Raw genomic sequence first — 23,146 nt, forward strand, 5'->3', positions numbered from 1 at the left:
ATAAGATTCAGGATTCACGTGAAACAAAACTTCTACCCTACTTCACCACAAAACCCAAGGATTCACGTGAAACAAAACGCATCCGAATCCAATAACTACTTTCCGAAAAATTAAACTCAGATTCACGTGAAACATTCCTGCAATCAAAACCATTTCAATTCCTGTTTCACGTGAAACTGTCCACTATTTACCCACACAGAATTGTGAAAAAATAACACCAAGCATCTCTTCTACATCGATCTGTCCAGTAATTTTCCCAAGCTCTTCCCCAGCCATGCGTAAAAATTCAGATCGAATTTCTATTGGTAAATCAGAATAGATAAGCGCTTTCTCCACATAATCCACACACAAAGCCAATGCATCCGCTTGGCGTTTTTGCGTAATTAGCACATTTTCCGCACCCATAAAGGATTTCTCAATATGTTTCACAAACGAATCATAGAAATCCTGCATCCCCGTTTCGTGCTTGATCGAAACAGAAAAACTGCCCTCTTTCAGGTTACTCAGATTTCTTTCGGACCCGACTCGATCTTCTTTATTAAACAGAACCAATCGATCAGCTTCACTTTCAACCACGACCCGATCAACAGTCTGGCTGCTATCAACAATTTCAATCAGAAGATCTGCCACACGAGAGCGATCTAATGCACGACGAATCCCCTCCTTCTCAACCAGATTTTCCGCATCCCGCAATCCAGCCGTATCAACCAGCACTACCGGATAGCCTTCAATATCAAGATGGACCTCCAAGAGATCACGTGTGGTTCCCGCTTCTTCAGTCACAATCGCCACATCTCGCTTGGCGAACCAGTTCAGTAAAGATGATTTACCGGCATTCGGATGACCAACCAGAACAACTTGCAAGCCTTCCCTCACCCGTTCACCTGATCGAGCTTGTGACAAATGTTGTTCCATCTCCGATTTCAAAGCAGAAATCTTGGGCCAAATCACATCCGATACAGAACCCGGAACATCCTCTTCATCAGCAAAATCCAGTTCCGCCTCAATCATGGAGCGACCGTAAAGAAGCGTATCCCGCCAGGAACCGAGTTGCTCACGATGATGACCGCTAGCCTGGCGAATAGCCTGCCGTCTTTGTTGATCAGTTTCAGCATGAATGAGATCTGCAAGTCCTTCGACTTCCATCAGATCCATTTTGCCATTTTCAAAAGCCCGCCGAGAAAACTCCCCCGCTTCTGCCAAACGGCAATCCTCAAATGACGACAGCAGTTCAATCACTGCTGACACAACAGCACGCCCACCATGACAATGCAGTTCAACGCAATCCTCACCAGTGAAGGAACTCGGCCCCGGAAATGTCAGGATAAGGACCTGATCAATCACATCGCCATTGCGAGGATCCTTCAGATAACGCAGGCTAGCCATGCGTGGTTTCGGGGGCGACTCGACAATTTGCCCAGCAATTTCCAAAGCCTTTGAACCAGACAAACGAAAGACGGCAACACCTGCTGGTACTGCCCCACTCGATAATGCAAAAATTGTGGTCATATATTTCGCCTATCTGCCTTTCGGGCGTCTTACTCTCAGCCTTCGGGAATAGTTTCATTCATTCCGTAAACGACTCGATTCTCCTGTCCTTCCCTGCAGCATTCAAAGTTGCGCAAAAAATAGACGCGAAAAGACATGGAAAATATGGATTGTTTTACAAGCGACTCGATCATCAGGGAAAACTGACAATCAAAAGAAAAGCCGCCAGATACCTAAATCTGGCGGCTTTGATAGCATAGTCAAAATTCATGGCAAGAAAAAAGTAGGTCGGAGCCTCACGTTGGTCTCACCGGAATTTTCCTTACGTATTCATATTGTCGAAGAAATCTGAATTCGTCTTGGTAGAGCGTAATTTGTCGAGAAGGAACTCGATCGCATCCACATTGCTCATGGCACCAAGAATACGACGCAGAACAAAGACCTTCTGAAGCTCTTTGCGATCCACCATCAACTCTTCTTTACGTGTGCCTGATTTCAGAATATCCATGGCAGGGAAGATACGCTTGTCGGACACTTTACGGTCCAGAACAATCTCCGCATTACCCGTGCCTTTGAATTCCTCAAAGATCACCTCGTCCATTCGGGAACCCGTATCGATCAATGCGGTCGCGATGATCGTCAGGGAACCGCCTTCTTCGATGTTACGAGCTGCACCGAAGAAACGCTTTGGACGTTGCAGTGCATTTGCGTCAACACCACCGGTCAAAACCTTACCCGAAGACGGTATGACGGTGTTATAGGCACGACCAAGACGCGTAATGGAATCGAGCAAGATCACGACATCGCGACCATGTTCAACCAAGCGTTTGGCTTTTTCGATTACCATTTCGGCAACCTGCACGTGACGAGAGGCAGGTTCATCAAAAGTTGATGAAACCACTTCACCATTCACGGTACGCTTCATGTCAGTCACCTCTTCCGGGCGCTCGTCAATCAGCAACACAATCAAACAGCTGTCTGGATGATTGGCCGTAATGGATTTGGCAATATTCTGCAACAGCACGGTTTTACCGGTGCGTGGAGGTGCCACGATCAAGGCACGCTGACCTTTACCCAAAGGTGCGACCAGATCGATAACTCGACTGGACATATCCTTGGATGTCGGATCAACCGATTCCAGCTGGAACCGCTCATCTGGATGCAAAGGCGTCAGATTATCAAAATGCACCTTGTGGCGCGCTTTTTCAGGATCTTCAAAATTGACGCAATTGACCTTCAGCAGGGCAAAATAACGTTCACCTTCCTTGGGGCTACGAATATGCCCTTCAACGGTATCACCGGTCCGTAGTGAAAACCGTCTAATTTGAGAGGGCGAAATATAGATATCATCCGGTCCAGGCAGATAGTTTGCATCAGGAGAGCGCAAAAAGCCGAAGCCATCTTGCAAAACTTCCACGACACCTTCACCGATAATATCGGTATCTTGTTCTGCCAATTGTTTCAGGATAGCGAATAGCAGCTCCTGCTTGCGCAGGGTACTTGCATTTTCAACCTCGAGCTCCTCAGCGAAATTGAGAAGTTCGGTGGGTGATTTTTGTTTGAGTTCTTGTAATTTCATTTCGCGCATAGCGAAAGTCTCGTTAAGCCAAAGCAACCATGGGAAAATTGTGAGGTAGGGATAGAACAGAACGCTATTGTTTGTTGTTGCGGTCTGTAAACCCTTGAAGGCCGGCGGGCCAAGCAGCCTAATGATTCGCCAATTCAAGAGTTGGCGGACCATAGCTGTTGATTCTGAAATTGCCAAGCCCAAAATGCAAGAAAGCGACTTCTGTCTAAGAAATCGCTTTCACACACAAAATCTCAATCCGATAATGATCAAAAATTAGAATGGCTTGACCACCGCAAGAATAACAATGCCCAACATCAGCAGGGTCGGTACTTCGTTCAGTATCCGGTAAAATTTGTGACCTTTCTCATTTTTATCAGCAGCAAAAACTTTCACGCATTTTGCCAAATACATGTGATAGGCGGTCATTCCACCAACCAGCAAGAATTTGATATGCAGCCAAATTGCATCCGGCTCCCAGATTCCAAAATGAAAGGCAAGCGTTAGTCCCAAAATCCAGGCGATGATCATGGAAGGATTCATGATGGCTTTGAGCAAACGTCGTTCCATGATTTTGAACGTTTCCGATTTGTCGCTGCCAGCTTCCGTGTCTGCGTGATAAACAAACAAACGCGGCAGATAGAAGATTCCTGCCATCCAGGTGATGATCGAAATGATATGAAGGGCTTTCGCCCAGAGATAAAAATCCATCGTGGTCCTCTGATAGAAAATCCATCCTTGCAATATTTCACGTGAATCCATCACGGGAACAACCAAAAGAAAACCCACATCCATGAATGCGGGTTTTCAAATTCTGATCTCGATTATGACTTGTCATAAGACCGTATGCGATCAATTAACTGATGGACATAATCGATATTGCCCTGTGGGGTGATGCCGTGCCCAAGATTGAAAATAAACGGCCCATCCGACCACGCTTCCATGATCCGATCAACGGATTCATCCAGATCTTGGCCACCAGTGATCAGCAAGGTCGGATCCAGATTGCCCTGCAAAGCAGTTTTGCCCTGCAACTCATCCCGAGCCCAGTCTAAAGGCACGGTCCAATCCAAGCCAACGGCATTCACGCCGGTTGCTTCTACAAATTCGAGAAGACGTTGGCCTGCACCTTTTGGAAAGCCGATGATCTTTGCATCAGGAATTTCAGCCCGAACACCTTCACAAATCCGGCGAATTGGATCTTGGGAGGCTGACATGAACAAGGCATCATCCAGAACTCCTGCCCAGCTGTCGAAAATCTGTACCGCATCAGCACCACATTTCAGCTGTTTGATCAGGTAAAGAATGGATGCTTCCACCAAAACATCGATCAAGGCTTTGAAAGCTTCAGGCTCTCGACGAGCAAATAACCGGGCTGGAGCCTGATCCGGTGTACCATGTCCGGCGATCATATAGGTCGCAACGGTCCAGGGAGCCCCACAGAAGCCCAAAAAGGTGGTCTCGGATGGCAGAGCCCCACGAATGCTCTCAACGGCTTCAAAAACAGGCGTAAGTCCTGTCAGCACCTTTTCAGGATCAAGTTGTGCGATCTCTGCAGGACTTATCGGGTCCAATTGAGGGCCTTCACCTTGTACGAAGCGTACAGAACGGTCTAAGGCATCAGGAACAACCAGAATATCAGAAAAGAGAATGGCTCCATCAAAACCAAAGCGTCGAATTGGTTGAAGTGTTACCTCGGTAGCAAATTCGGGATTGTAACAAAGATCCAGGAAGCCGCCTGCTTCTGCTCTGGTCGCACGATATTCTGGCAGATAACGACCTGCCTGACGCATGAGCCAAATTGGAGGCACTTTTTCGGTTTGGCCATTGAGAACATTTAATAGGCGTCGATTGCTCACTTCACTCTCACTTTCATGAAAACCTTACCTCATCGCTTTTCCCTAATAAGAAGAGTAATAGAGGTTATAGATTTTTTTATTCTTATTGACCGTGGATTGCGGGATATGTTTTTCGCCCACATTTGCCCCACAGGCTTTCTAAGATAGGGTCCCTGTCCTTGAATAATGCTTGGTCCCTGCTTAATGGAATTACGGGGACAAGTCTATTTCAATAGTGATTCCAGCTGCCTTGCGCGTGGTCAAATTCTGGATTGTCTAAATATCATTTGTAGACACTTTTCGAACAAAATGTGCATTAACATTTCATTAATAATAGTAAACACACTGTTAATAAATCCAATCCCCATCAAACGAGCATGTTGATGAAATTCGTGACAACGGGCATGCTTTTTCATCACTTGAACAAAGGCTCGGATTTATCCCTCATTTCACACATGGGCTGGGGAGGAATCACTTTTTCAAATCATGAAAAAGTCAAGCCGCAATGACAGAAAGCACACAATGAGCGGCCATTTTTTTCATCTGCATCTGGTTTCCGACGCAACAGGCGAAACCCTGATTGCAGTGGCACGGGCCGCCGCCTCGCAATATTCCAATACCAAGCCAATTGAGCATGTTCATCCCCTGATCAGAACCGAGCGTCAACTGGAAAAAATCCTTACCCGCCTGGAAGATGAACCAGGTATCGTATTGTATACATTGGTAAATCAAGATTTGTCCGAACGATTGGAAAGATATTGTCAGGAGTTGCATATTCCCGTTTGCAATATTCTGCATCCGGTTTTCAATATCTTTCAATCCTATCTGGGAGCATCGCAGCAAGGTTTGGCTGGAGCGCAACACAGTCTGGATTCCGGCTATTTCAAACGTATTGATGCGATGAATTTCACGATGGCCCATGATGATGGACAATCCCCGCAATCAGTGGGAGAAGCAGATATCATCATTGTTGGAATTTCCAGAACATCAAAGACACCAACGTCCGTTTATCTGGCCAATCGCGGCTTGAGGGTGGCCAATATTCCCTTGGTTCCCGATATTCCTCTTCCTGCTCCGATTCAGACCTATACAAAGCCACTTGTAATTGGTCTGATTGCCAGTCCATCCCGTATCATGCAAATCCGACAGAACAGAATTCTGGGATTTGATGGTGAAGGAAGAGAAAGTGACTATCTCAACCGCAACCGAATTGGGGAAGAAATCGCTTATACGCGCACCATGTGCCAGCGCAATCAGTGGCCAGTGCTGGATGTGACCCGAAAATCGATTGAAGAAACTGCTGCAGAAATCTACAAATATTATCAACGTCATCGAAAACAAACATCTGAAAAGGCGGCAAAAGATCAATCCTGACGTCAGATCATACGGTTCGTGCGGTTTGAAAACGCACCAATCCAATTCAAGCAGTGAAAAATACCATGATGCAAACCTCTCTCATCCTTGCCTCCAAAAGTCGGGCGCGTTCTCAGCTCCTTGAAAATGCCGGCCTGAGCTTTTCCTGCGAAGCTGCCGATATTGACGAACGTGCCGCTGAAAAGCCTTTGCTGGAGGCAGGAGCTCCACCGGAAGATATTGCTTCCATCCTGGCACAGGCCAAAGCGATGGATGTTTCTGCCAGAAACCCTGGAAAATTGGTGATTGGTGCGGATCAGACCCTTGGCTCTGGTGATCAACGCTTCAATAAACCGGAAGATGATGCACAAGCCCGCCGTCAGCTTTTGGCCTTGGCAGGCAAAAGCCATAATCTGCATTCTGCAGTTTGTTGCGCAAAAGATGGCGAAATCCTCTGGGAAATCGTCTCAACTGCGACGTTGACGATGCGATCTCTGACACCTGAGGAAGTTGGCCAATATATGGCACAAGTAGGAGACGCAGTTCGTTCATCTGTTGGGTGCTATCAGCTGGAAGGGATTGGCGTTCAGCTTTTCGAAAAAATCGAAGGCGATTATTTCACCATTCTGGGGCTACCATTGCTTCCACTCCTTGGCTATCTGCGTGCCGAGCATGGCTTGTTGTTTGGTACTGCTACCGAAACATGAAATTTTTAATCCCACGAAAGGAAATCCTTCTTTTTGTGACGGTCGATAGGCAAGTGCGAAGCGCACTGTTTGCAACCCTGATCGAAAGATCAGGAATAGCGTGAAGACAAAATACCGGATCATTTTGATGTCAGAACAAAAGAATGGCACCGAGCCGAAGAAAGCTTTCGTAATAGGTTTTCCAATATCTCATTCAAAATCCCCAATAATTCACAACCATTGGCTAACATCGAAGCAACTATCTGGAAAATATGAGAAAATTTCAGTCGATCCCCATGATTTGAAGAATTTTATAACGGGCTTTGCACAAGATGGCTATCTCGGAGGGAATATTACTATCCCCCATAAGGAAACTGTTCTGGAACATGTGGATGTGATCCATCCAACCGCAAAACGTCTTAAAGCCGCCAATACACTCTGGATTGAAGACGGAAAGATCCATGCTGATAATACAGACGGTTATGGTTTTTTAGCCAATATTGATCAAAACAAACCGAACTGGGATCAAAATGATCCGATCAAAAAAGCTTTGATCCTTGGTGCAGGTGGAGCAAGCCGTCCTATCATAGATGGATTGCTGGAGCGAGGCTTCCAGATTGCCGTTACCAATCGTACCAAAGCACGCAGCGATGCCATTGTGGATCTCTTCAACGATTTGGGATTTGAGGGTCAGGTTTACGCCATTGACTGGAAAGAACGAAGCAATGTTCTTTCTGACCGTTCTCTATTGGTGAATACGACAGCCTTGGGTATGACCGGCCAACCAGAATTGGAAATAGATCTCAAAACCCTATCTGAAGACGCACTGGTTACAGATATTGTCTATAGCCCGCTCAAGACAGATTTGCTTCTGCAAGCCGAAAAACAAGGCAATCCTATTGTTGATGGCTTGGGAATGCTGCTGCATCAGGCGGTCCCGGGCTTTGAACGATGGTTTGGCAGCCGTCCGGAAGTCACCGATCATCTTCGTAAACTGGTTTTGAGCGCTTAGTTACACGAAGCAATAAACACGAATGCCTTTGGAGAGGAATTTAAATGATCAAAATTGGCCTGACTGGCTCCATTGGCATGGGCAAATCGACAACCGGGCAAATGTTTGTCGAGCTCGGATGCCCCTTGCATGATGCTGATGCGTCGGTTCACCGGCTTTATAAGGGGAAAGCAGCTCCGCTTATTGAAGCAACTTTCCCCGGTACCACAAATCAAGATGGTGTGAATAGGCATGCTCTTGCCAAAGTGGTTCTGAATGATGATGCAGCGATGAAAAAGCTGGAATCCATCATTCATCCGCTGGTTCATGAAGAAGAGCAGACATTTTTTGAGCGTGCAGTGAAAGACGGTGCCGAATGCGTTGTACTGGATATTCCACTATTGTTTGAAACAAATGCAACGGCTCGCTGTGACGTTATAGTTGTGGTATCAGCACCGGAAGATATTCAGCGGGAAAGAGTGCTTGCACGGCCCGGTATGAGCGTGGAAAAGTTTGAGGCAATTAAAGCACGACAAATGCCAGATGCAGAGAAGCGCAAACGGGCGGACTATGTAATTGAAACCGGAAACGGTATGATCGAAGCTAAAGAGCAAGTCGCCCGGATTGTGGAAGAGTTGAAACACAACAAGAAAGACTGAATGAAGTCTTGTTTCATAAGCGAATCGAGATCGTAATTGTTATAAGGATTGGAAAAAATGGCGCTTCGTGAAATTGCATTCGATACCGAGACGACCGGTCTTGACCCTTTCAAAGGGGATCGTGTGGTCGAGATCGGATGCGTGGAGCTGATTAATCATCTCCCATCCGGTAACAATTTTCACGTCTATATCAATCCCGAGCGCGATATGCCTGAAGAGGCCTTCAAGGTTCATGGTCTATCGGAAGAGTTTCTGTCGGATAAACCCAAATTTGCCGAAGTTGCTCAAGATTTCCATGACTTCATCGCCGGCACTCCCCTGATCGCGCATAATGCAGGCTTTGATGTCAAATTTCTCAATTGGGAACTCAAAGAAGCGGGTTTCCCTTTGATCAATAATGATCTCGTGATTGATAGCCTTGTGTTGGCAAGACAGAAATTCCCCACCGGCCCCAATAGCCTCGATGCACTCTGCAATCGATTTGGTATCGACAATGCCAAGCGTACACTCCATGGCGCGTTGCTCGATAGCGAGATCCTGGCAGATGTCTATCTGGAACTGATTGGTGGTAGGCAAACATCCCTTATTCTCTCGGAAGAAGCAGATCTTGGTCAAACCATTGCCGAAGACGGAACCGTCAGTCTGAAAAGAGCGCCAGCGAAACAACGTCCAATATCTCTCACTTCACGCCTGACCGAAGTTGATATCACCCTGCATGAGAAGTTTATCAGTGAAGGAAAAGTCGAGAGCCTCTGGCTGCAATATATGGAAAAATCTGAGATGATTGCGGAGTCGGAAAGCGAAACAAGCCAATAAGTTCAAGGATTGTTACGCACCCATTGCAATAGAAATAAAAAAGCCAGCTGAAACGATCAACTGGCCTTTTTGATATTTTACTTTCAAAACGAAATTTGTTTCGAAAGAGAATCCAGCTCTTACTGCTGGGTCTGGTTTTCCTGCTCTTGAGCTGCCAGTTCCATCATGCGCTGACGATAAAGAGCAGCGAAGTCGATTGGATCGACATTGAGCGGAGGGAAACCACCGCGCATGGTGGCATCAGAAATAACCTGACGAGCAAATGGGAATAACATGCGTGGGCATTCGATCATGACAAACGGATGCAGCTGATCCTGTGGGACATTCTCGATAGCGAAGACGCCAGCAAACAATAGCTCAACGTTGAACAGGGTGGTCTCACCGTCTTGAGCGGTAGCATTCAGGGTCAGCTCTGCTTCAAACTCGGACTCGGACAGAGGAGCGGCATTCACGTTGATCTGAATGTTGATCTCAGGTGCATTTTCGCGTGGACGCAAAGAATCCGGTGCATTTGGGTTCTCGAAGGAAAGATCCTTGATGTACTGCGCCAGAATGCGCAGGTTTGGCATTTGAATTTCCTGGCCTTGGCTTGCGCCGTTGTCTTGTGCGTCGCTCATGGAAGTCATATCCTGATTTTAAATACGTTCATTTTCGGGCCACATGCATCGAATAAGACCCACAACTCTGTTAGCGGCCTAGCATGTCAGGGCAAGGGAGACAAGCGTGAGGCTCAAGCCTGCCCGGCTTTTGGCATCTTTACCCAGCTTTCTTGTCAGAAGGTGGATCAGGTCGTGAAAATGCTACTCTTTCTTGTTCGAATCTGACCAAGGGGAAGAGCCATCGGGTGAGCGCAGTCCTGGTTTGTTGGAAACCTCGTCGAAATCGGCGTCATCCAGATCAATGATGGACGGATCGGATGAACGATCATCACGGGCATTCTGGTTCTGATATTCGTAATATTGCTCCGAATGATAAAATTGCGCGCCAGACTTTTGCTCAAAGCCGCTGCCACCTGCGCCAAAGCTTTGCACGGTCATACGAGAAGCAAAGAAAGACCAGATGCCGTCCCGAACTGGGGGCACAAATAGCAGAAAGCCCAAGCTATCGGTTACAAAACCAGGGGTTAGAAGAAGCAAACCAGCTACCAACAGCATAACGCCATGTGCCAAAGCTTTGCCTGGAACCTTGCCCTGATTGAATTCACTTTGGACTTGCCCAAGCAAAGCCAAACCTTGCTTGCGTAGCAAAATGGAGCCGATCAAAGCGGTCAACACGATACCCAACAAGGTGAAGGCAACCCCGATTTGTCCGCCAATCAGAATGAACACCCCGATTTCCAAAATCGGGACGATCAAAAGCAGAAAAGGAACAAAGGGGAAGATGGATCTTTGCATAATGGGGTTTTGCTTTCTTCAAAAGTCTGTGTTTTTTTACCACGAAGGACACTCGATTCTGGATTTGAACCGATCCTTTCCCTACATATAGAGAGAAAAGATGAAACTTGCAGGGGTTTCTCTCAACATTCTTGATCAAAAAGGCTCATTATAATGGATCCCGTCTCCCTAATATTCCTGGTTATTGCCGTTGTCCTGTTCATGCGCTTGCGCAATATACTGGGCACACGAACCGGACATGAAGAGCCACCGCAGGATCAGTATTACCGGGATCAACAAAATCGAGACGATGGTCAGGATCCATCTCGTGCTCCAACGGCGGATGATGTGGGGGACAATGTGATCTCCCTTCCTGGTCGTGCCGAAGTTGAGGCCGAAGCAGAAGAGAAGAAGCAAAAACAGCTGGAAAAAATCGCTCCTGCGGGCAGCGCCTTGAACTCTGCTCTTGTTCAGCTGATGGCAATGGATAAAAGCTTCGACCCGGAGGGCTTCATCTCAGGTGCAAAAATGGCTTATGAGATGGTCGTCACAGCCTTTGCCGAAGGGGATAGAAAGACACTCAAGAAACTACTTGCTGCTGATGTCTTCAATGGCTTTACCGCCGCAATCGATGAGCGTGAAAACCTTGATCATCGGGTAGATTTCACGTTTGTTGGAATCAACAAGGCTTCCATTTTGGAAGCTGAGTTGTCAGGCAAGGAAGCGAACATCACCGTTCGCTTCATCTCCTCCATCACTTCATGCACCAAAGACGATATCGGCCATGTGATTGAAGGTGATCCGAACGCAGTCGAAGAAGTAACCGATATTTGGACCTTCAGCCGCACCGTTTCCAGTCGCAATCCAAACTGGAAGCTGGTGGCAACTGAAGCAGCTCAATAAGATCTCGCAAAAAAAGCCAAGCCAGAGGATAATGATTGTCCGGCTTGGCTTTTTTTATATAAAAGATGCCGACAGATCCGAATTTCAATGAGTGATGGGCAGATAGCATGACCGGTGCAAAACAAATCCGCTTCGATAATCTGCCCGGCTGGCATCGAGAAGATCATCAAAAGGCCTATTCTGCCTTTCATGCTTCGGCTTCCTATCTTTTGGATAATCCGCCAAAATCTCATGGTGATGAGGTGGATATAGACGCACTTCTTGCATGTGCTCAAAAAGCTCTTGAGCTGGGCCCGGAACTGGGGGCCGATCAAGCACGGAATTTCTTCGAAGATCACTTCGAGTTGGCAAATCTCGATGAAGAAGGCTTTGTCACTGGCTATTTTGAACCAAGCTTCGAAGGATCTCGCACGCAAAGCGCTGACTATCCTGTTCCTTTGCATACACGCCCAAATGATCTGGTCATGGTCACCAAAGATCAGGATATCTCGCATCTTTCCAGCGAGACTTCTTTCGCCCGCAAACTGGATGACAATAGTCTCACCTATCATGTGAACCGTTCTGAGGTCATGGACGGAGCACTGGATGGGCAAGATCTCGAACTGGTCTGGCTCAAGAATTGGGTTGATGCCTTCGTCATCCATATTCAGGGTTCGGCACGCATTGACCTGCATGATGGTTCGATCATGCGGGTGGCTTTTGATGGAAAATCAGGTCATCCCTATTGTTCTCTAGGCAAACGATTGATTGAAACGGGTATTTTTACCAAGGATACCATCACCATGGACAAGCTGGTGGCCTATTTGCGCGATCAAGGACAAGAAAGCCTTGATCTTTTACGCCAAAATCCCAGCTATATCTTTTTCAAGGAACAAAAGGACCTGCCTCTGGAATATGGTCCGCTGGCCGCAGCGCAAATTCCCCTTTTGCCCATGCGGTCGCTAGCCATTGATCGCAATTGTCGTACTTTTGGTATTCCCGTCTGGATCGAAACTTGCCTACCACAGGGAAAAAATGCTCTGGTTCCCTGCAAGCAACTTTTCTTTGCTCATGATACCGGCTCCGCCATTCAAGGTGAGGCTCGAGGCGATCTGTTCATCGGCACCGGGGCGGAAGCTGGGAGCTTTGCTGGCCGTATCAAACAACAGGCGCGTTTCACGCTCTTTTTGCCCAAGAGGTCCAGATGAGCCGTAAGAAACGCCCTTTGAGTCGCAAGGATCTGCATCTATGGAAAAAAGTCACCGACACGGTGGAACCCATGGAAGATCGTGCAACGGAGCTTAAGGCCCTGATTGAAGCAATAGAAAGACCACAGAGCTTGGCCGCTGGTCCTGAAACTCAGAACTCCAAAAGTTCACAAACCCCTGTTTCCCGTGCAACCAAAGAGGATTTGAAAGCCTTGAAACAGGCAGGTATCTCCAAAGGTGGCCGGTCTTTGGGAAAACAGGATATGCCGCCTCTGCATGCGCTGGACAGGCGTGAGAAACAACGGGTCCGGCGAGGACATTTGGGCATTGAGGCGCGCCTTGATCTGCATGGCATGACCCAGGCTCAGGCTCATAGTGCGCTTTTTGGCTTTCTGCGCTCCTCTCAGGCCCAAGGTTTCAAACATGTGCTGGTAATAACCGGCAAAGGCACACGTGGCGGTTCCGATCCTTATGCTGATGGTCCATCGCAGGGAATTTTGCGTCGTGTGGTGCCCAAATGGCTGGCCGAGCCGGATATCCGCTCCGTCATCGTAGGATTTGAAGAGGCACATCGTTCCCTTGGTGGCGCTGGTGCTTTGCATATCCGTTTGCGAGCCCGCAACAAGCATGGGAAAAAACCATGACACCTTTTGGAGCCAAGCTGCGCCAATTGCGAAAAGAGCGCAATATCACATTGAAGGATATGGCGACGGCTTTGGATGTCTCCAGCGCTTATCTTTCGGCCTTGGAGCATGGAAAGCGCGGTAAACCAACCTGGTTTCTGGTTCAGCGGATCATCGCTTTTTTCAATATCATCTGGGACGAAGCAGAAGAGCTACAACGGTTGGCGGAGGTCTCTGACCCCAATATCACGATCAACACAGCCGGCATGGATCCCAAAGCCACTGAGCTGACAAACCTGCTGTCTGACCGTATTGGACAATTATCGTCCAAAAGTCTCGAAGATCTGATCTTCCAAATCCGCTCTGCTTCCGTCAAAGAAGACTAAAAAAGCCGCACTGGAAGACCCGGTGCGGCTTTGATTTTTCAAAATATACTGATCTCTTTACAGAATGTAACGGCTCAAATCAGTGTTTTTGGCCAATTCACCAACATTTTCACGTACGAAATCACCAGTAATTTCCAAACTCTCACCAGCACGGTCCGGGGCATGGAAAGAGATATCTTCCAGTATCTTCTCCATTACCGTCTGCAAGCGGCGTGCTCCGATATTTTCTACCGAGCTGTTCAGCTCAACGGCGATATCGGCAATAGTCTCAATTGCATCATCATTGAAGCTCAAAGAGACCTCTTCGGTGGCCATCAGCGCTACATATTGCTTGGGTAGGCTGGCTTCGGTTTCCGACAGAATGCGGCGGAAATCTTCTTTGGTCAGAGCTGACAATTCAACACGGATCGGTAAACGACCTTGAAGTTCCGGCAACAAGTCCGATGGCTTTGCCACATGGAAGGCGCCGGATGCAATGAACAGGATATGATCGGTCTTTACCGGACCATATTTTGTCGTTACCGTCGTGCCCTCAATGAGTGGAAGCAGATCCCGTTGAACCCCCTCACGAGAAACATCGGCGCCACGACCTTCGCGAGCGCAGATCTTGTCGATCTCGTCCAGAAAGACGATACCATTATTCTCTACCATGCTCACAGCCTCGGTTGTTACCTGATCTTCATCCAACAAATTGTCAGACTCTTCCGTGATCAGAAGTTCATAGCTGTCTTTCACGCTGGTTTTGCGTGTTTTGGTGCGGCCACCAAAAGCCTTGCCGAACATATCGGATAAATTCATCACACCCATGGAACCGCCAGGCATGCCGGGAATATCGAAGTTGGACATGGGGGAAGAAGTATCCCGAAGCTCAATCTCGATTTCCTTGTCATCAAGATCACCTTCACGCAATTTCTTACGAAAGGATGCCCGTGTGCCTTCTGAGGCATTGGTGCCGACCAAAGCGTCCAATACCCGCTCTTCTGCGGCGCCATGAGCTTTGGCTCGTACATCCTTGCGTTTGGTTTCCCGCACCAGGCCGATAGCTGTTTCAATCAGATCACGCACAATCTGATCCACATCGCGCCCGACATAACCGACCTCTGTGAATTTGGTGGCTTCGATCTTGATGAATGGTGCATTGGCCAGTTTGGCCAGACGGCGGGAAATTTCGGTTTTACCGACGCCGGTTGGTCCAATCATCAGGATGTTTTTCGGCAGCACTTCTTCTTTCAGATCATCATCAAGTTGCTGACGTCTCCAGCGATTGCGCAAGGCAATGGCCACCGCCCGTTTGGCATCGGCCTGACCGATAATGAAGCGGTCCAGCTCGGAAACAATTTCACGAGGTGAGAAGTTGGTCATAGAGGTATCTTCTTTCTAAACTGAAACAGGCGGCAGATATTTGGCCCAGGAATTGTTTGCAAAGAGGCGCATGACGAGGCCACGCAGGCGTGGCCAGCCGGAACCAAGCATCAGAACAAATAGACCGACAATCAAAAGGGTCAGTGCAGCGATGCCTTTGCTGTCCAGATCAATCTGATCGAGCAACTGCCCAATGGCAAATCCAAGATAACCAAGGGCTGAGGCCAACATGGCGCGGCGATCAATGATCAAAGCAAGAAGGCCTAGGCCGACGACCAGCAAAATGGTGATCAGGCTTGTAAAACCGCTACCTTCTTTGTCAGCAAAGCTGGAAAGGCAAGCATGAACCAGAATTGGAGCAGCCACCAGATGCAGCCAGAAGGCCTTATCGCTGTTCAGGGTCTGACGTTTCGGGTCTCGAATATCGAACATCATTGCGATGGTAAGGCAGGCAAAACCAACCAATAACAGCCAGAAGATCATGTGATTTGTCAAAATGGACAAGTTGATCGTGCCGATCAGATAAAGCACCAATCCTACACCGCTAATCATCATCAAGGCGGGTGTGATTGGAACCTTGAAACGCTTGTAGAAGCCAAAGGTGGCAACAAGGGCAATCAGAAAAGCAATCAGACCTGTACCATGAAGATTGGATCCGTCAATTGTTGCCCGTTCCCAATAAAACAGCCCTTTGCCGAGAAGAACATTACCGGTATCACCAAGAATGAGCCCGAGTAATGCATCCGAGGCCAGAAAGGCACTGAGTGCAAATCCCAGAGCGAGCAAAAGAGATGGCAAAGCCAGCCTCAGGCGTTTGGTTAGCCATTCAGCTAAAATCCAGGCAAGACCCATCAAACCACCATAGGTGATCAGGTCTTCGAGAATCGAACCATTGAAGAGGACCGAGACGCCAATTGCAAAACCAACAGCCAGGATGATCATGCCTAGTGAGACGAAAATATCATGAAAGCCGCGGATAAAATGCAGTTCCTCTGCATCCGGAGTGCTCGTGATCTCCTCTGGATCTGCTTTTATAAAATCATAAAGCGGCTGAACCTGGGAGCTTTTCAGCAATCCATGATCACGGGCTTGTTGCAACCGTTCAAGCGTTGGCATCCAGAACTTCCATCGTCAGATTATCGTTGGTATAGACGCAAATCTCTGCTGCGATTGCCATGGCTTTGCGAGCGATTTCTTCTGCATCCATGTCGGTATCCATCAGCGCGCGCGCTGCGGCCAAGGCAAAATTGCCACCGGATCCTATGGCGATCACGCCATTTTCCGGCTCCAGCACATCACCGGTACCGGTCAGAACCAGACTGGTTTCTTTGTCTGCCACAATCATCATGGCTTCCAGACGACGCAAATAGCGATCGGTTCGCCAGTCTTTTGCCATATCGACACAGGCACGGGTCAACTGGTCGGGATATTGCTCCAGCTTTGCTTCCAGACGTTCAAAAAGTGTGAAGGCATCAGCAGTCGCACCGGCAAAACCACCAATCACATTGCCCTTGCCCAGAGGGCGCACCTTGCGGGCGTTACCCTTGATGACCGTTTGGCCGAGGCTGACTTGCCCATCACCTGCAACAACAACCTTGTTGCCTTTTCTCACCGTCACGATAGTCGTGCCGCGCCAGCCGGGAAAGGCATGGTTTGCAGATTGTCTCTCGCTCATTACTTGGTTCCTTACCGCCCTTTACAAGATCACTGACGAGATCAGATAATCCCGTTGTTTGGGCTTTCCGTTTGGCTTCAATGTAAGCATCCGGGTTCAAACTTCAATCACAGCCTGCTTTATCAAGCCCTGATCCAACAGGCTTTCCCATCCTTTTATGCTGAAAATAGGCCAGAAGGCGTAAATTTGCGCAATCTCGCCTATGGATTTGTTAAAGCCTGCCTGATACATACTCCCTAACAAAGGGAAATAGGCTAACGGTCTGCTTTCCCGACTGAAGATTTCAAGACCACCCATCAATGCAAGGGGAAAGTCCATGCGTCAGGCTCAGGTTGAACGCAAAACCAACGAGACCGACATTGCGCTCTCGATCGATCTGGATGGAACCGGAAGCTACGATATCCAAACCGGTATCGGCTTTCTCGATCATATGATTGACCAGCTTTCCCGCCATTCTCTGATCGACATGACAATCCGCGCCAAGGGTGACTTGCATATCGACCAGCATCATACCGCCGAAGATGTGGGCATTGCGCTGGGTCAGGCCTTCAAACAGGCTTTGGGTGATAAAAAGGGCATTACACGCTATGCGGATGTGCATCTTCCTATGGACGAAGCCATGACCCGAGCCGCAGTCGATGTTTCTGGCCGTCCTTTCCTTGTTTGGGACGTGACATTCACCCGCGACAAGGTTGGTGATTTCGATACGGAGCTGTTTCAGGAATTCTTTCAGGCCTTTGCGCAAAATGCAGGCATCACGCTGCATATTGCCAATCTCTATGGAACCAACAATCACCATATTGCTGAGACATGCTTCAAAGCTGTTGCTCGTGCTTTACGTCAGGCGGTAGAATTGGATCCGCGTCAGGCCGATCGTGTTCCTTCAACCAAGGGAACCTTGAACGGCTAGAGCACGTTCCCGAGAGGTTGAGACACTTTTCGGATAAGAGCTCGCATAAAGTAGTGCTTTAGCACCAAAAGTCAGAAAAACAGTTCGATATATGTCAGGAAGGAAGGGTCATGCCAGCCTTCAGTATTTACGAGAAACCCAACCAGCCTCTGGAACAGACGATTGATGAGGCTGTCATGGTCGCTCATCGTTTTTCCTATTTGATCTTTCTGGTTCCAGCCATATGGATGCTGATCAAGCGTCTGTGGCTGCCTTTGCTTGCCTATATTCTTGTCTCTGTGGGCCTTGCGTTACTCGACGGCTTGATACCGCTTTGGACATCAATGTTGGTATCTTTGATCATTGCCATATGGATAGCTGCCGAAGCACCGAACCTGATGGGCTGGGCTCTGAAGCGTCGCGGTTATGAGGAAGTTGGCCTTATCTATGCGGATAATCTCGAACATTGCGAAGCCCGCTATATTCACGCGCGTACTCACCCGGCAGACCTCATGTCGACCGGATCTGACGGGTCGGGCGATCCAAACAATCCCAATCTCCTGCCTTGGCAAGAGCCGAAGACACCTTCTGTGATGCCAACACAAAAAGACCAGGACCAGCCTGTGATCGGGCTCTTTCCCACCTCGGAGAATGCTTAAATGAGCATCGCAATCATTGACTATGGTTCGGGCAATCTTTGCTCGGCCGCCAAGGCATTTGAGCGGGCGGCCGACATGATTGGCCTCAATGCCGATGTAAAGGTAACTTCTGACCCCGACGATGTTATCAAGGCGCACCATGTGGTGCTGCCAGGCGTTGGAGCCTTTGCTGATTGTCGCTCTGGTTTGGCAGCGGTTGATGGCATGACCGAGGCGCTGAGCGAAACCGTTCTAAAGCAAGGCAAACCTTTCTTCGGCATCTGCGTTGGCATGCAATTGTTGGCAAGTCATGGCCTGGAGCATGGCTCTACTGATGGTCTTGATTGGATTTCTGGCGATGTGGTTGCCATGGAGCCGCAGGATAGCAGCCTGAAAATCCCGCATATGGGCTGGAACACGATTACCCAGACCAATGAACACCCGGTCTGGGAGGGCATTCCAACCGGCGCAGATGGCTTGCATGCCTATTTTGTGCATTCCTTCCATTTTCTGCCTCAGGATCCAAGCCAGATTCTGGCGACTTGCGATTATGGGCAGACAGTGACCGCGATGGTTGGTCGCGACAATATCATTGGAACTCAGTTCCACCCGGAAAAAAGCCAAAAACTGGGCCTGGCCCTGATTTCCAACTTTTTGAAATGGATCCCATCATGATTCTTTTTCCAGCAATTGATCTCAAGGATGGCCAATGTGTTCGCCTCAAGTTGGGGGATATGGATCAGGCAACGGTCTTCAATACCGATCCAGGCGATCAGGCCAGACAGTTCCAGGATCAGGGCTTTGAATGGTTGCATGTTGTTGACTTGAATGGTGCTTTTGCGGGTAAGTCAGAAAATACTGCAGCCGTGGAAGCAATCCTTGCCAATACCATCAATCCGGTGCAGCTCGGCGGCGGTATTCGTGATCTGGATGGCATTCAGCATTGGCTGGATAAAGGCATCAAGCGCGTCATTCTTGGAACCGTTGCCGTGCGTGATCCTGAACTGGTCAAGGAAGCTTGTAAAAAGTTCCCGGGTCGCATTGCTGTGGGTATCGACGCCAAAGGCGGCAAGGTGGCGGTTGAAGGCTGGGCGGAAACCTCGGAGCTTTCCGTCATTGATCTTGCCAAACAGTTTGAAGATGCTGGCGTTGCAGCCATCATCTATACAGACATTGATCGTGATGGCATCCTGACTGGCCTGAATATCGAAAGCACGTTGGAACTGGCTCGTGCGGTCTCCATCCCCGTGATTGCGTCTGGTGGCTTGGCCTCTATTGACGATGTCAAACGTCTGGCTGAAGAGGATTGCGCCATTCTGGAAGGTGCTATTTCCGGCCGTGCGCTCTATGATGGCCGTCTGGATCCGGATGAAGCCATTGCAATCAGCAAGCAGACTCAGAAAGTCAAAAAGGGTGCTGTAAATGCTTAAAGCCCGCGTTATCCCTTGTCTGGATGTCAAAGATGGCCGCGTGGTCAAGGGCGTCAATTTTGTCGACCTGAAAGATGCAGGCGATCCGGTGGAATGCGCCAAAGCCTATGACGCTGCCGGTGCTGATGAGCTCTGTTTCCTCGATATCACTGCAAGTCACGAAAATCGCGATACCATTTTCGATGTCGTACGTCGCACGGCAGAAGAATGCTTCATGCCGGTAACCGTCGGTGGCGGCGTAAGAACCACGGATAACATCCGTGATCTCTTGAAAGCTGGGGCTGACAAGGTTTCCATCAATACCGCTGCCGTGACACGCCGTGAGTTTATTCGCGAGGCAGCCGAAAAATTCGGCTCGCAATGTATCGTGGCCTCTGTTGATGCCAAACGTGTATCGAGCGAAGATGAAGCACCAAAGTGGGAAATTTTCACCCATGGTGGTCGCACACCAACCGGAATTGATGCCATTGAATATGCCCAGGAAGTGGTGGATCTCGGCGCAGGTGAAATTCTGCTGACTTCCATGGATCGCGATGGCACCAAAATCGGTTTTGACATCGATCTGACACGCAAGATCGCCGATATGATCTCGGTCCCTGTGATTGCCTCTGGTGGTGTTGGAACTCTGGATCATCTGGTGGAAGGTGTGCGTGATGGTCATGCAACGGCTGTGTTGGCTGCCTCGATCTTCCATTTTGGTGAATTTTCCATCGGCGAAGCCAAACAGCATATGGTGGATGCGGGCATTCCCATGCGCATGGACGCAACACGATAACCTGATAGATCGTCAACCTATAAGGGATACTGCGAATGTCGAACTTCACGCTGAGTGATCTGGAGTCCATTATTGCGCAGCGCGCCAATAGCGAAGATGAAATGTCCTATACCCGCAAATTGATGGGTAAGGGCATTGGCAAATGTGCGCAAAAACTGGGAGAAGAAGCAGTTGAAACCGTTATCGCAGCCATGCAAGATGACAAGGCCGAGGTAACGACAGAGACTGCGGACTTGTTGTATCATTTGCTTGTTGTCTTGAAAATGAGCGATGTTTCCCTCAATGACGTAATGGATGAACTGGCACGCCGTACTGGCCAGACCGGTTTGCAGGAGAAGGCCTCCCGCCCGGCAGATTGAAGCCAATCGCAAGAACTTTGTGCGTCTGACTTTGAGATCAATCAAGCGCGCAAATGCAAAGTGGCTTAAGCTGCGGCGGATAGGATCAAGGGGGAAGGAATGGAACAGCAGGCAGTCAGGCAATTGTCTCCATACCGTGCCTTTACCAAGGAAGAATGGGCCACTTTGCGTGCTGATACGCCCATGACCTTGGAAAAGGAAGATCTGGAGCGCCTCCAGAGCTTGAATGATCCATTGTCTCTGGCTGAGGTGGAAGAGATTTATCTGCCACTCTCTCGCCTTCTGAGTTTCTATGTGGAATTTTCCAAAGGCCTTAATCGCGCCACGCAACGCTTTCTAGGTACCAACGAGCCGAAAACTCCTTTCATCATTGGGGTCGCAGGCTCGGTCTCGGTAGGCAAATCCACAACGGCACGTTTGCTGCAGGCACTCCTGTCCCGCTGGCCAGCCAGTCCGAAAGTGGATTTGGTAACGACCGACGGTTTTCTCTATCCCAATGCAGTCTTGGAAGCGGAAGGTTTGATGCGGCGAAAGGGCTTCCCGGAAAGCTATGATCGCGCGACCCTGCTGCAATTCCTCACCGATATCAAGGCAGGCAAGCGTCATGTCCGTGCTCCGATTTACAGCCATTTCTATTATGATGTGATGCAGGATGAAGGGGTGACCATCGATCAGCCTGATATCCTCATTCTGGAAGGCCTGAACGTCTTGCAAACAGGCATGCTGCCCAAAGACGGCAAGGAAATTCCGTTCGTTTCGGATTTCTTCGATTTTTCGGTCTATATCGATGCTGAAGAAGATATCCTGCATCGCTGGTATATTGAGCGTTTCATGCGCCTGCGCGAAACCGCCTTCCGCGATCCCGGTTCCTATTTCCATCGCTATTCCATGATCGAAGAAGATGAAGCCAGAACCATCGCCAATGATCTTTGGACCTCGATCAATCTGATCAACTTGCGTGAGAATATCTTCCCAACCCGACCAAGGGCAGATCTGGTTCTGCGTAAAAACGCGGCACATGAGATCAAAACGGTGATGCTGAGAAAGCTTTAAAGTGCGTTCTGCAAAAAGTTTAAGCAACATGTAAAATTAAAAAGGCGGCTCCTGGAGCCGCCTTTTTAATCTCAAATCACCATCGCGTTTATAGCAAGCCAACCTGCTGCGCACCTTGCGCCAGATTGATAGCCGGGCGTGGGCCGATATGTTGGATCACTTCTGCGGCGCTATAGCCACCGAGAAGTGCACATTTTTCAAGGTCCAAATCATTGGCAAGGCCGAACAGGAAGCCGGAAGCATAAAGATCGCCTGCACCGGTGGTATCGACCAACTCACGAATCTCGTGAGCATTCACATGGTGCGTCTCTTCAGCAGTAACGGCTAGCGAGCCCTCTTCACCAAGGGTAATAGCTGCAAGCTTTGCATCGCGGCGAATTGCATTGATGGCGGTAACGCGATCCGAAGTCTGATACAGACTTTTGATCTCCGGCTCATTTGCAAAAACGATGTCAACCTGACCTGTCTGGATCAACTCAAGAAACTCCGAGCGGAAGCGATCAACACAGAAGCTATCGGAAAGGGAAATGGAAACCTTGTGTCCTGCTTCATGCGCGATGCGAGCAGCCTTACGGAACGCATTCTTGGCGTTTTCCTTGTCCCACAAATAGCCTTCCATATAGGTGATACCGGAATTGGCCACGACTTCTTCGTCAATATCATCTTCGGACAGCTCAACACAGGCTCCAAGATAGGTGTTCATCGTGCGCTCACCGTCTGGAGTGATCAGGATCATGGAGCGTGCGGTTGGAGCTGCATCAACCAATGGGCTGGTCTCAAAATGAGCGCCAAGGGAGCGCATGTCATGAGTGAAGATCTGACCCAACTGATCGTCCGCTACCTTACCGAAATAAGCAGGATGACCGCCAAGAGACGCAATGCCAAAAATGGTATTGCCCGCACTGCCGCCAGACGCTTCGATAGCAGGGCCCATCTTGGAATAAAGATAATTTGCCCGCTCTGTATCGATCAGATTCATCGATCCTTTATGCAAACCTTCTTTGACCAGAAAATCATCTTCTGTTTTGGACAATACATCGACAATTGCGTTGCCGATGCCAAGGATATCAAAGCGTGGAGCGCTCATTCATTTCT

Annotated in this window: 27 protein-coding genes; 16 read left to right on the forward strand and 11 right to left on the reverse strand. The window is 48.8% G+C overall.

Annotation, left to right across the window (positions count from 1 at the left end):
- Positions 1-183: 183 nt before the first annotated feature.
- From mnmE to hemE, 4 genes are all read right to left on the reverse strand, one after another.
- A complete protein-coding gene (gene mnmE / locus CRO57_RS14815) occupies positions 184-1,509 on the reverse strand; it encodes a tRNA uridine-5-carboxymethylaminomethyl(34) synthesis GTPase MnmE (RefSeq protein WP_097154252.1) in 1,326 nt (441 codons plus the stop codon).
- Between the two features lie 301 nt (positions 1,510-1,810).
- Positions 1,811-3,076: a transcription termination factor Rho gene (gene rho, locus CRO57_RS14820; protein WP_097154253.1), complete on the reverse strand. Its 1,266-nt coding sequence runs from the start codon at positions 3,074-3,076 to the stop codon at positions 1,811-1,813.
- 255 nt (positions 3,077-3,331) lie between these two features.
- On the reverse strand, positions 3,332-3,766 hold the full coding sequence (hemJ, locus tag CRO57_RS14825; RefSeq protein ID WP_097154482.1) for a protoporphyrinogen oxidase HemJ: 435 nt from the start codon (positions 3,764-3,766) through the stop codon (positions 3,332-3,334).
- 113 nt (positions 3,767-3,879) lie between these two features.
- On the reverse strand, positions 3,880-4,914 hold the full coding sequence (gene hemE / locus CRO57_RS14830) for a uroporphyrinogen decarboxylase (protein WP_097154254.1): 1,035 nt from the start codon (positions 4,912-4,914) through the stop codon (positions 3,880-3,882).
- A gap of 501 nt (positions 4,915-5,415) precedes the next feature.
- On the opposite strand from hemE, the gene CRO57_RS14835 reads away from it, so the two are divergent.
- From CRO57_RS14835 to dnaQ, 5 genes are all read left to right on the forward strand, one after another.
- Positions 5,416-6,267 carry a pyruvate, water dikinase regulatory protein gene (locus CRO57_RS14835; protein ID WP_097154255.1) on the forward strand — a complete coding sequence of 284 codons (852 nt, stop codon included), beginning with the start codon at positions 5,416-5,418 and terminating at the stop codon, positions 6,265-6,267.
- 68 nt (positions 6,268-6,335) lie between these two features.
- Positions 6,336-6,953 carry a Maf-like protein gene (locus CRO57_RS14840; RefSeq protein ID WP_097154483.1) on the forward strand — a complete coding sequence of 206 codons (618 nt, stop codon included), beginning with the start codon at positions 6,336-6,338 and terminating at the stop codon, positions 6,951-6,953.
- A gap of 127 nt (positions 6,954-7,080) precedes the next feature.
- Positions 7,081-7,944 (forward strand): shikimate dehydrogenase, encoded by an 864-nt coding sequence (locus CRO57_RS14845; protein ID WP_097154256.1) that lies wholly within the window; start codon positions 7,081-7,083, stop codon positions 7,942-7,944.
- A 44-nt stretch (positions 7,945-7,988) separates the two neighbouring features.
- The gene (gene coaE, locus CRO57_RS14850; protein ID WP_097154257.1) at positions 7,989-8,582 is read left to right on the forward strand and encodes a dephospho-CoA kinase; all 594 of its coding nucleotides are present in this window, start codon (positions 7,989-7,991) and stop codon (positions 8,580-8,582) included.
- 57 nt (positions 8,583-8,639) lie between these two features.
- Complete coding sequence (gene dnaQ / locus CRO57_RS14855) at positions 8,640-9,398, forward strand: DNA polymerase III subunit epsilon (RefSeq protein ID WP_097154258.1); 759 nt, start codon at positions 8,640-8,642, stop codon at positions 9,396-9,398.
- A gap of 119 nt (positions 9,399-9,517) precedes the next feature.
- Here dnaQ and secB read toward each other — a convergent pair whose 3' ends face one another.
- Together secB and CRO57_RS14865 are read right to left on the reverse strand one after the other, a co-directional pair.
- Entirely contained in the window at positions 9,518-10,015 is a 498-nt protein-coding gene (secB, locus tag CRO57_RS14860) for a protein-export chaperone SecB (protein ID WP_170956118.1), read from the reverse strand.
- A gap of 183 nt (positions 10,016-10,198) precedes the next feature.
- The gene (locus CRO57_RS14865) at positions 10,199-10,792 is read right to left on the reverse strand and encodes an FxsA family protein (RefSeq protein ID WP_097154260.1); all 594 of its coding nucleotides are present in this window, start codon (positions 10,790-10,792) and stop codon (positions 10,199-10,201) included.
- Positions 10,793-10,945: 153 nt separating this feature from the next.
- Here CRO57_RS14865 and CRO57_RS14870 point away from each other — a divergent pair, with 153 nt between their 5' ends.
- The 4 genes from CRO57_RS14870 to CRO57_RS14885 all read left to right on the forward strand — a co-directional run bounded on the left by CRO57_RS14870 (position 10,946) and on the right by CRO57_RS14885 (position 13,870).
- Positions 10,946-11,674 carry a Tim44/TimA family putative adaptor protein gene (locus CRO57_RS14870; RefSeq protein ID WP_097154261.1) on the forward strand — a complete coding sequence of 243 codons (729 nt, stop codon included), beginning with the start codon at positions 10,946-10,948 and terminating at the stop codon, positions 11,672-11,674.
- A gap of 107 nt (positions 11,675-11,781) precedes the next feature.
- The gene (gene mltA / locus CRO57_RS14875) at positions 11,782-12,861 is read left to right on the forward strand and encodes a murein transglycosylase A (protein ID WP_097154262.1); all 1,080 of its coding nucleotides are present in this window, start codon (positions 11,782-11,784) and stop codon (positions 12,859-12,861) included.
- The gene (locus CRO57_RS14880) at positions 12,858-13,505 is read left to right on the forward strand and encodes a Smr/MutS family protein (RefSeq protein ID WP_097154263.1); all 648 of its coding nucleotides are present in this window, start codon (positions 12,858-12,860) and stop codon (positions 13,503-13,505) included. The genes mltA and CRO57_RS14880 overlap by 4 nt, the downstream gene beginning before the upstream one ends.
- Positions 13,502-13,870, forward strand: coding sequence for a helix-turn-helix domain-containing protein (locus CRO57_RS14885; RefSeq protein WP_097154264.1), 369 nt, complete (start codon positions 13,502-13,504; stop codon positions 13,868-13,870). Before CRO57_RS14880 ends, CRO57_RS14885 begins: the two co-directional genes overlap by 4 nt.
- 57 nt (positions 13,871-13,927) lie before the next feature.
- Here the strand turns inward: CRO57_RS14885 and hslU are convergent, their stop codons facing one another.
- The 4 genes from hslU to CRO57_RS14905 form a co-directional block, all read right to left on the reverse strand.
- On the reverse strand, positions 13,928-15,232 hold the full coding sequence (hslU, locus tag CRO57_RS14890; RefSeq protein ID WP_097154265.1) for an ATP-dependent protease ATPase subunit HslU: 1,305 nt from the start codon (positions 15,230-15,232) through the stop codon (positions 13,928-13,930).
- Positions 15,233-15,247: 15 nt separating this feature from the next.
- On the reverse strand, positions 15,248-16,348 hold the full coding sequence (locus tag CRO57_RS14895; protein WP_097154266.1) for a hypothetical protein: 1,101 nt from the start codon (positions 16,346-16,348) through the stop codon (positions 15,248-15,250).
- Positions 16,335-16,907, reverse strand: coding sequence for an ATP-dependent protease subunit HslV (gene hslV / locus CRO57_RS14900; protein ID WP_097154267.1), 573 nt, complete (start codon positions 16,905-16,907; stop codon positions 16,335-16,337). The genes CRO57_RS14895 and hslV overlap by 14 nt, the downstream gene beginning before the upstream one ends.
- A 96-nt stretch (positions 16,908-17,003) precedes the next feature.
- Complete coding sequence (locus tag CRO57_RS14905) at positions 17,004-17,225, reverse strand: hypothetical protein (RefSeq protein ID WP_097154268.1); 222 nt, start codon at positions 17,223-17,225, stop codon at positions 17,004-17,006.
- Between CRO57_RS14905 and hisB the strand changes: the two genes are divergently transcribed.
- From hisB to coaA, 7 genes are all read left to right on the forward strand, one after another.
- Positions 17,224-17,817, forward strand: a complete 594-nt coding sequence (gene hisB, locus CRO57_RS14910; RefSeq protein WP_097154269.1) for an imidazoleglycerol-phosphate dehydratase HisB — start codon at positions 17,224-17,226, stop codon at positions 17,815-17,817. The genes CRO57_RS14905 and hisB overlap by 2 nt on opposite strands.
- A 110-nt stretch (positions 17,818-17,927) precedes the next feature.
- Complete coding sequence (locus CRO57_RS14915; RefSeq protein ID WP_097154270.1) at positions 17,928-18,455, forward strand: DUF2628 domain-containing protein; 528 nt, start codon at positions 17,928-17,930, stop codon at positions 18,453-18,455.
- Complete coding sequence (gene hisH, locus CRO57_RS14920) at positions 18,456-19,109, forward strand: imidazole glycerol phosphate synthase subunit HisH (protein ID WP_097154271.1); 654 nt, start codon at positions 18,456-18,458, stop codon at positions 19,107-19,109.
- Positions 19,106-19,864, forward strand: a complete 759-nt coding sequence (gene hisA / locus CRO57_RS14925; RefSeq protein ID WP_097154272.1) for a 1-(5-phosphoribosyl)-5-[(5-phosphoribosylamino)methylideneamino]imidazole-4-carboxamide isomerase — start codon at positions 19,106-19,108, stop codon at positions 19,862-19,864. Before hisH ends, hisA begins: the two co-directional genes overlap by 4 nt.
- On the forward strand, positions 19,857-20,639 hold the full coding sequence (gene hisF / locus CRO57_RS14930; protein WP_097154273.1) for an imidazole glycerol phosphate synthase subunit HisF: 783 nt from the start codon (positions 19,857-19,859) through the stop codon (positions 20,637-20,639). Before hisA ends, hisF begins: the two co-directional genes overlap by 8 nt.
- Before the next feature lie 35 nt (positions 20,640-20,674).
- Positions 20,675-20,998: a phosphoribosyl-ATP diphosphatase gene (locus CRO57_RS14935; protein ID WP_097154274.1), complete on the forward strand. Its 324-nt coding sequence runs from the start codon at positions 20,675-20,677 to the stop codon at positions 20,996-20,998.
- 99 nt (positions 20,999-21,097) lie between these two features.
- Entirely contained in the window at positions 21,098-22,051 is a 954-nt protein-coding gene (gene coaA / locus CRO57_RS14940) for a type I pantothenate kinase (RefSeq protein ID WP_097154275.1), read from the forward strand.
- Between the two features lie 88 nt (positions 22,052-22,139).
- Here coaA and CRO57_RS14945 read toward each other — a convergent pair whose 3' ends face one another.
- Positions 22,140-23,138, reverse strand: coding sequence for an adenosine kinase (locus CRO57_RS14945; protein WP_097154276.1), 999 nt, complete (start codon positions 23,136-23,138; stop codon positions 22,140-22,142).
- Positions 23,139-23,146 lie beyond the last annotated feature (8 nt).

The organism is Cohaesibacter gelatinilyticus (assembly GCF_900215605.1).
GTDB lineage: Bacteria > Pseudomonadota > Alphaproteobacteria > Rhizobiales > Cohaesibacteraceae > Cohaesibacter > Cohaesibacter gelatinilyticus.

Bases quoted from the DNA above. Each gene is read 5' to 3' on its own strand.
- CRO57_RS14915 (WP_097154270.1), top strand. From the start codon at position 17,928: ATGCCAGCCTTCAGTATTTACGAGAAACCCAACCAGCCTCTGGAACAG.
- CRO57_RS14885 (WP_097154264.1), top strand. From the start codon at position 13,502: ATGACACCTTTTGGAGCCAAGCTGCGCCAATTGCGAAAAGAGCGCAAT.
- hslV (WP_097154267.1), bottom strand. From the start codon at position 16,907: ATGAGCGAGAGACAATCTGCAAACCATGCCTTTCCCGGCTGGCGCGGC.
- mnmE (WP_097154252.1), bottom strand. From the start codon at position 1,509: ATGACCACAATTTTTGCATTATCGAGTGGGGCAGTACCAGCAGGTGTT.
- rho (WP_097154253.1), bottom strand. From the start codon at position 3,076: ATGCGCGAAATGAAATTACAAGAACTCAAACAAAAATCACCCACCGAA.
- hisH (WP_097154271.1), top strand. From the start codon at position 18,456: ATGAGCATCGCAATCATTGACTATGGTTCGGGCAATCTTTGCTCGGCC.
- CRO57_RS14905 (WP_097154268.1), bottom strand. From the start codon at position 17,225: ATGGACTTTCCCCTTGCATTGATGGGTGGTCTTGAAATCTTCAGTCGG.
- CRO57_RS14880 (WP_097154263.1), top strand. From the start codon at position 12,858: ATGAGCCGTAAGAAACGCCCTTTGAGTCGCAAGGATCTGCATCTATGG.
- hisA (WP_097154272.1), top strand. From the start codon at position 19,106: ATGATTCTTTTTCCAGCAATTGATCTCAAGGATGGCCAATGTGTTCGC.
- CRO57_RS14870 (WP_097154261.1), top strand. From the start codon at position 10,946: ATGGATCCCGTCTCCCTAATATTCCTGGTTATTGCCGTTGTCCTGTTC.
- secB (WP_170956118.1), bottom strand. From the start codon at position 10,015: ATGAGCGACGCACAAGACAACGGCGCAAGCCAAGGCCAGGAAATTCAA.
- CRO57_RS14945 (WP_097154276.1), bottom strand. From the start codon at position 23,138: ATGAGCGCTCCACGCTTTGATATCCTTGGCATCGGCAACGCAATTGTC.
- hslU (WP_097154265.1), bottom strand. From the start codon at position 15,232: ATGACCAACTTCTCACCTCGTGAAATTGTTTCCGAGCTGGACCGCTTC.
- coaE (WP_097154257.1), top strand. From the start codon at position 7,989: ATGATCAAAATTGGCCTGACTGGCTCCATTGGCATGGGCAAATCGACA.
- dnaQ (WP_097154258.1), top strand. From the start codon at position 8,640: ATGGCGCTTCGTGAAATTGCATTCGATACCGAGACGACCGGTCTTGAC.
- CRO57_RS14840 (WP_097154483.1), top strand. From the start codon at position 6,336: ATGCAAACCTCTCTCATCCTTGCCTCCAAAAGTCGGGCGCGTTCTCAG.
- coaA (WP_097154275.1), top strand. From the start codon at position 21,098: ATGGAACAGCAGGCAGTCAGGCAATTGTCTCCATACCGTGCCTTTACC.
- hisF (WP_097154273.1), top strand. From the start codon at position 19,857: ATGCTTAAAGCCCGCGTTATCCCTTGTCTGGATGTCAAAGATGGCCGC.
- mltA (WP_097154262.1), top strand. From the start codon at position 11,782: ATGACCGGTGCAAAACAAATCCGCTTCGATAATCTGCCCGGCTGGCAT.
- hemJ (WP_097154482.1), bottom strand. From the start codon at position 3,766: ATGGATTTTTATCTCTGGGCGAAAGCCCTTCATATCATTTCGATCATC.
- CRO57_RS14895 (WP_097154266.1), bottom strand. From the start codon at position 16,348: ATGCCAACGCTTGAACGGTTGCAACAAGCCCGTGATCATGGATTGCTG.
- CRO57_RS14835 (WP_097154255.1), top strand. From the start codon at position 5,416: ATGAGCGGCCATTTTTTTCATCTGCATCTGGTTTCCGACGCAACAGGC.
- CRO57_RS14845 (WP_097154256.1), top strand. From the start codon at position 7,081: ATGTCAGAACAAAAGAATGGCACCGAGCCGAAGAAAGCTTTCGTAATA.
- hisB (WP_097154269.1), top strand. From the start codon at position 17,224: ATGCGTCAGGCTCAGGTTGAACGCAAAACCAACGAGACCGACATTGCG.
- CRO57_RS14935 (WP_097154274.1), top strand. From the start codon at position 20,675: ATGTCGAACTTCACGCTGAGTGATCTGGAGTCCATTATTGCGCAGCGC.
- CRO57_RS14865 (WP_097154260.1), bottom strand. From the start codon at position 10,792: ATGCAAAGATCCATCTTCCCCTTTGTTCCTTTTCTGCTTTTGATCGTC.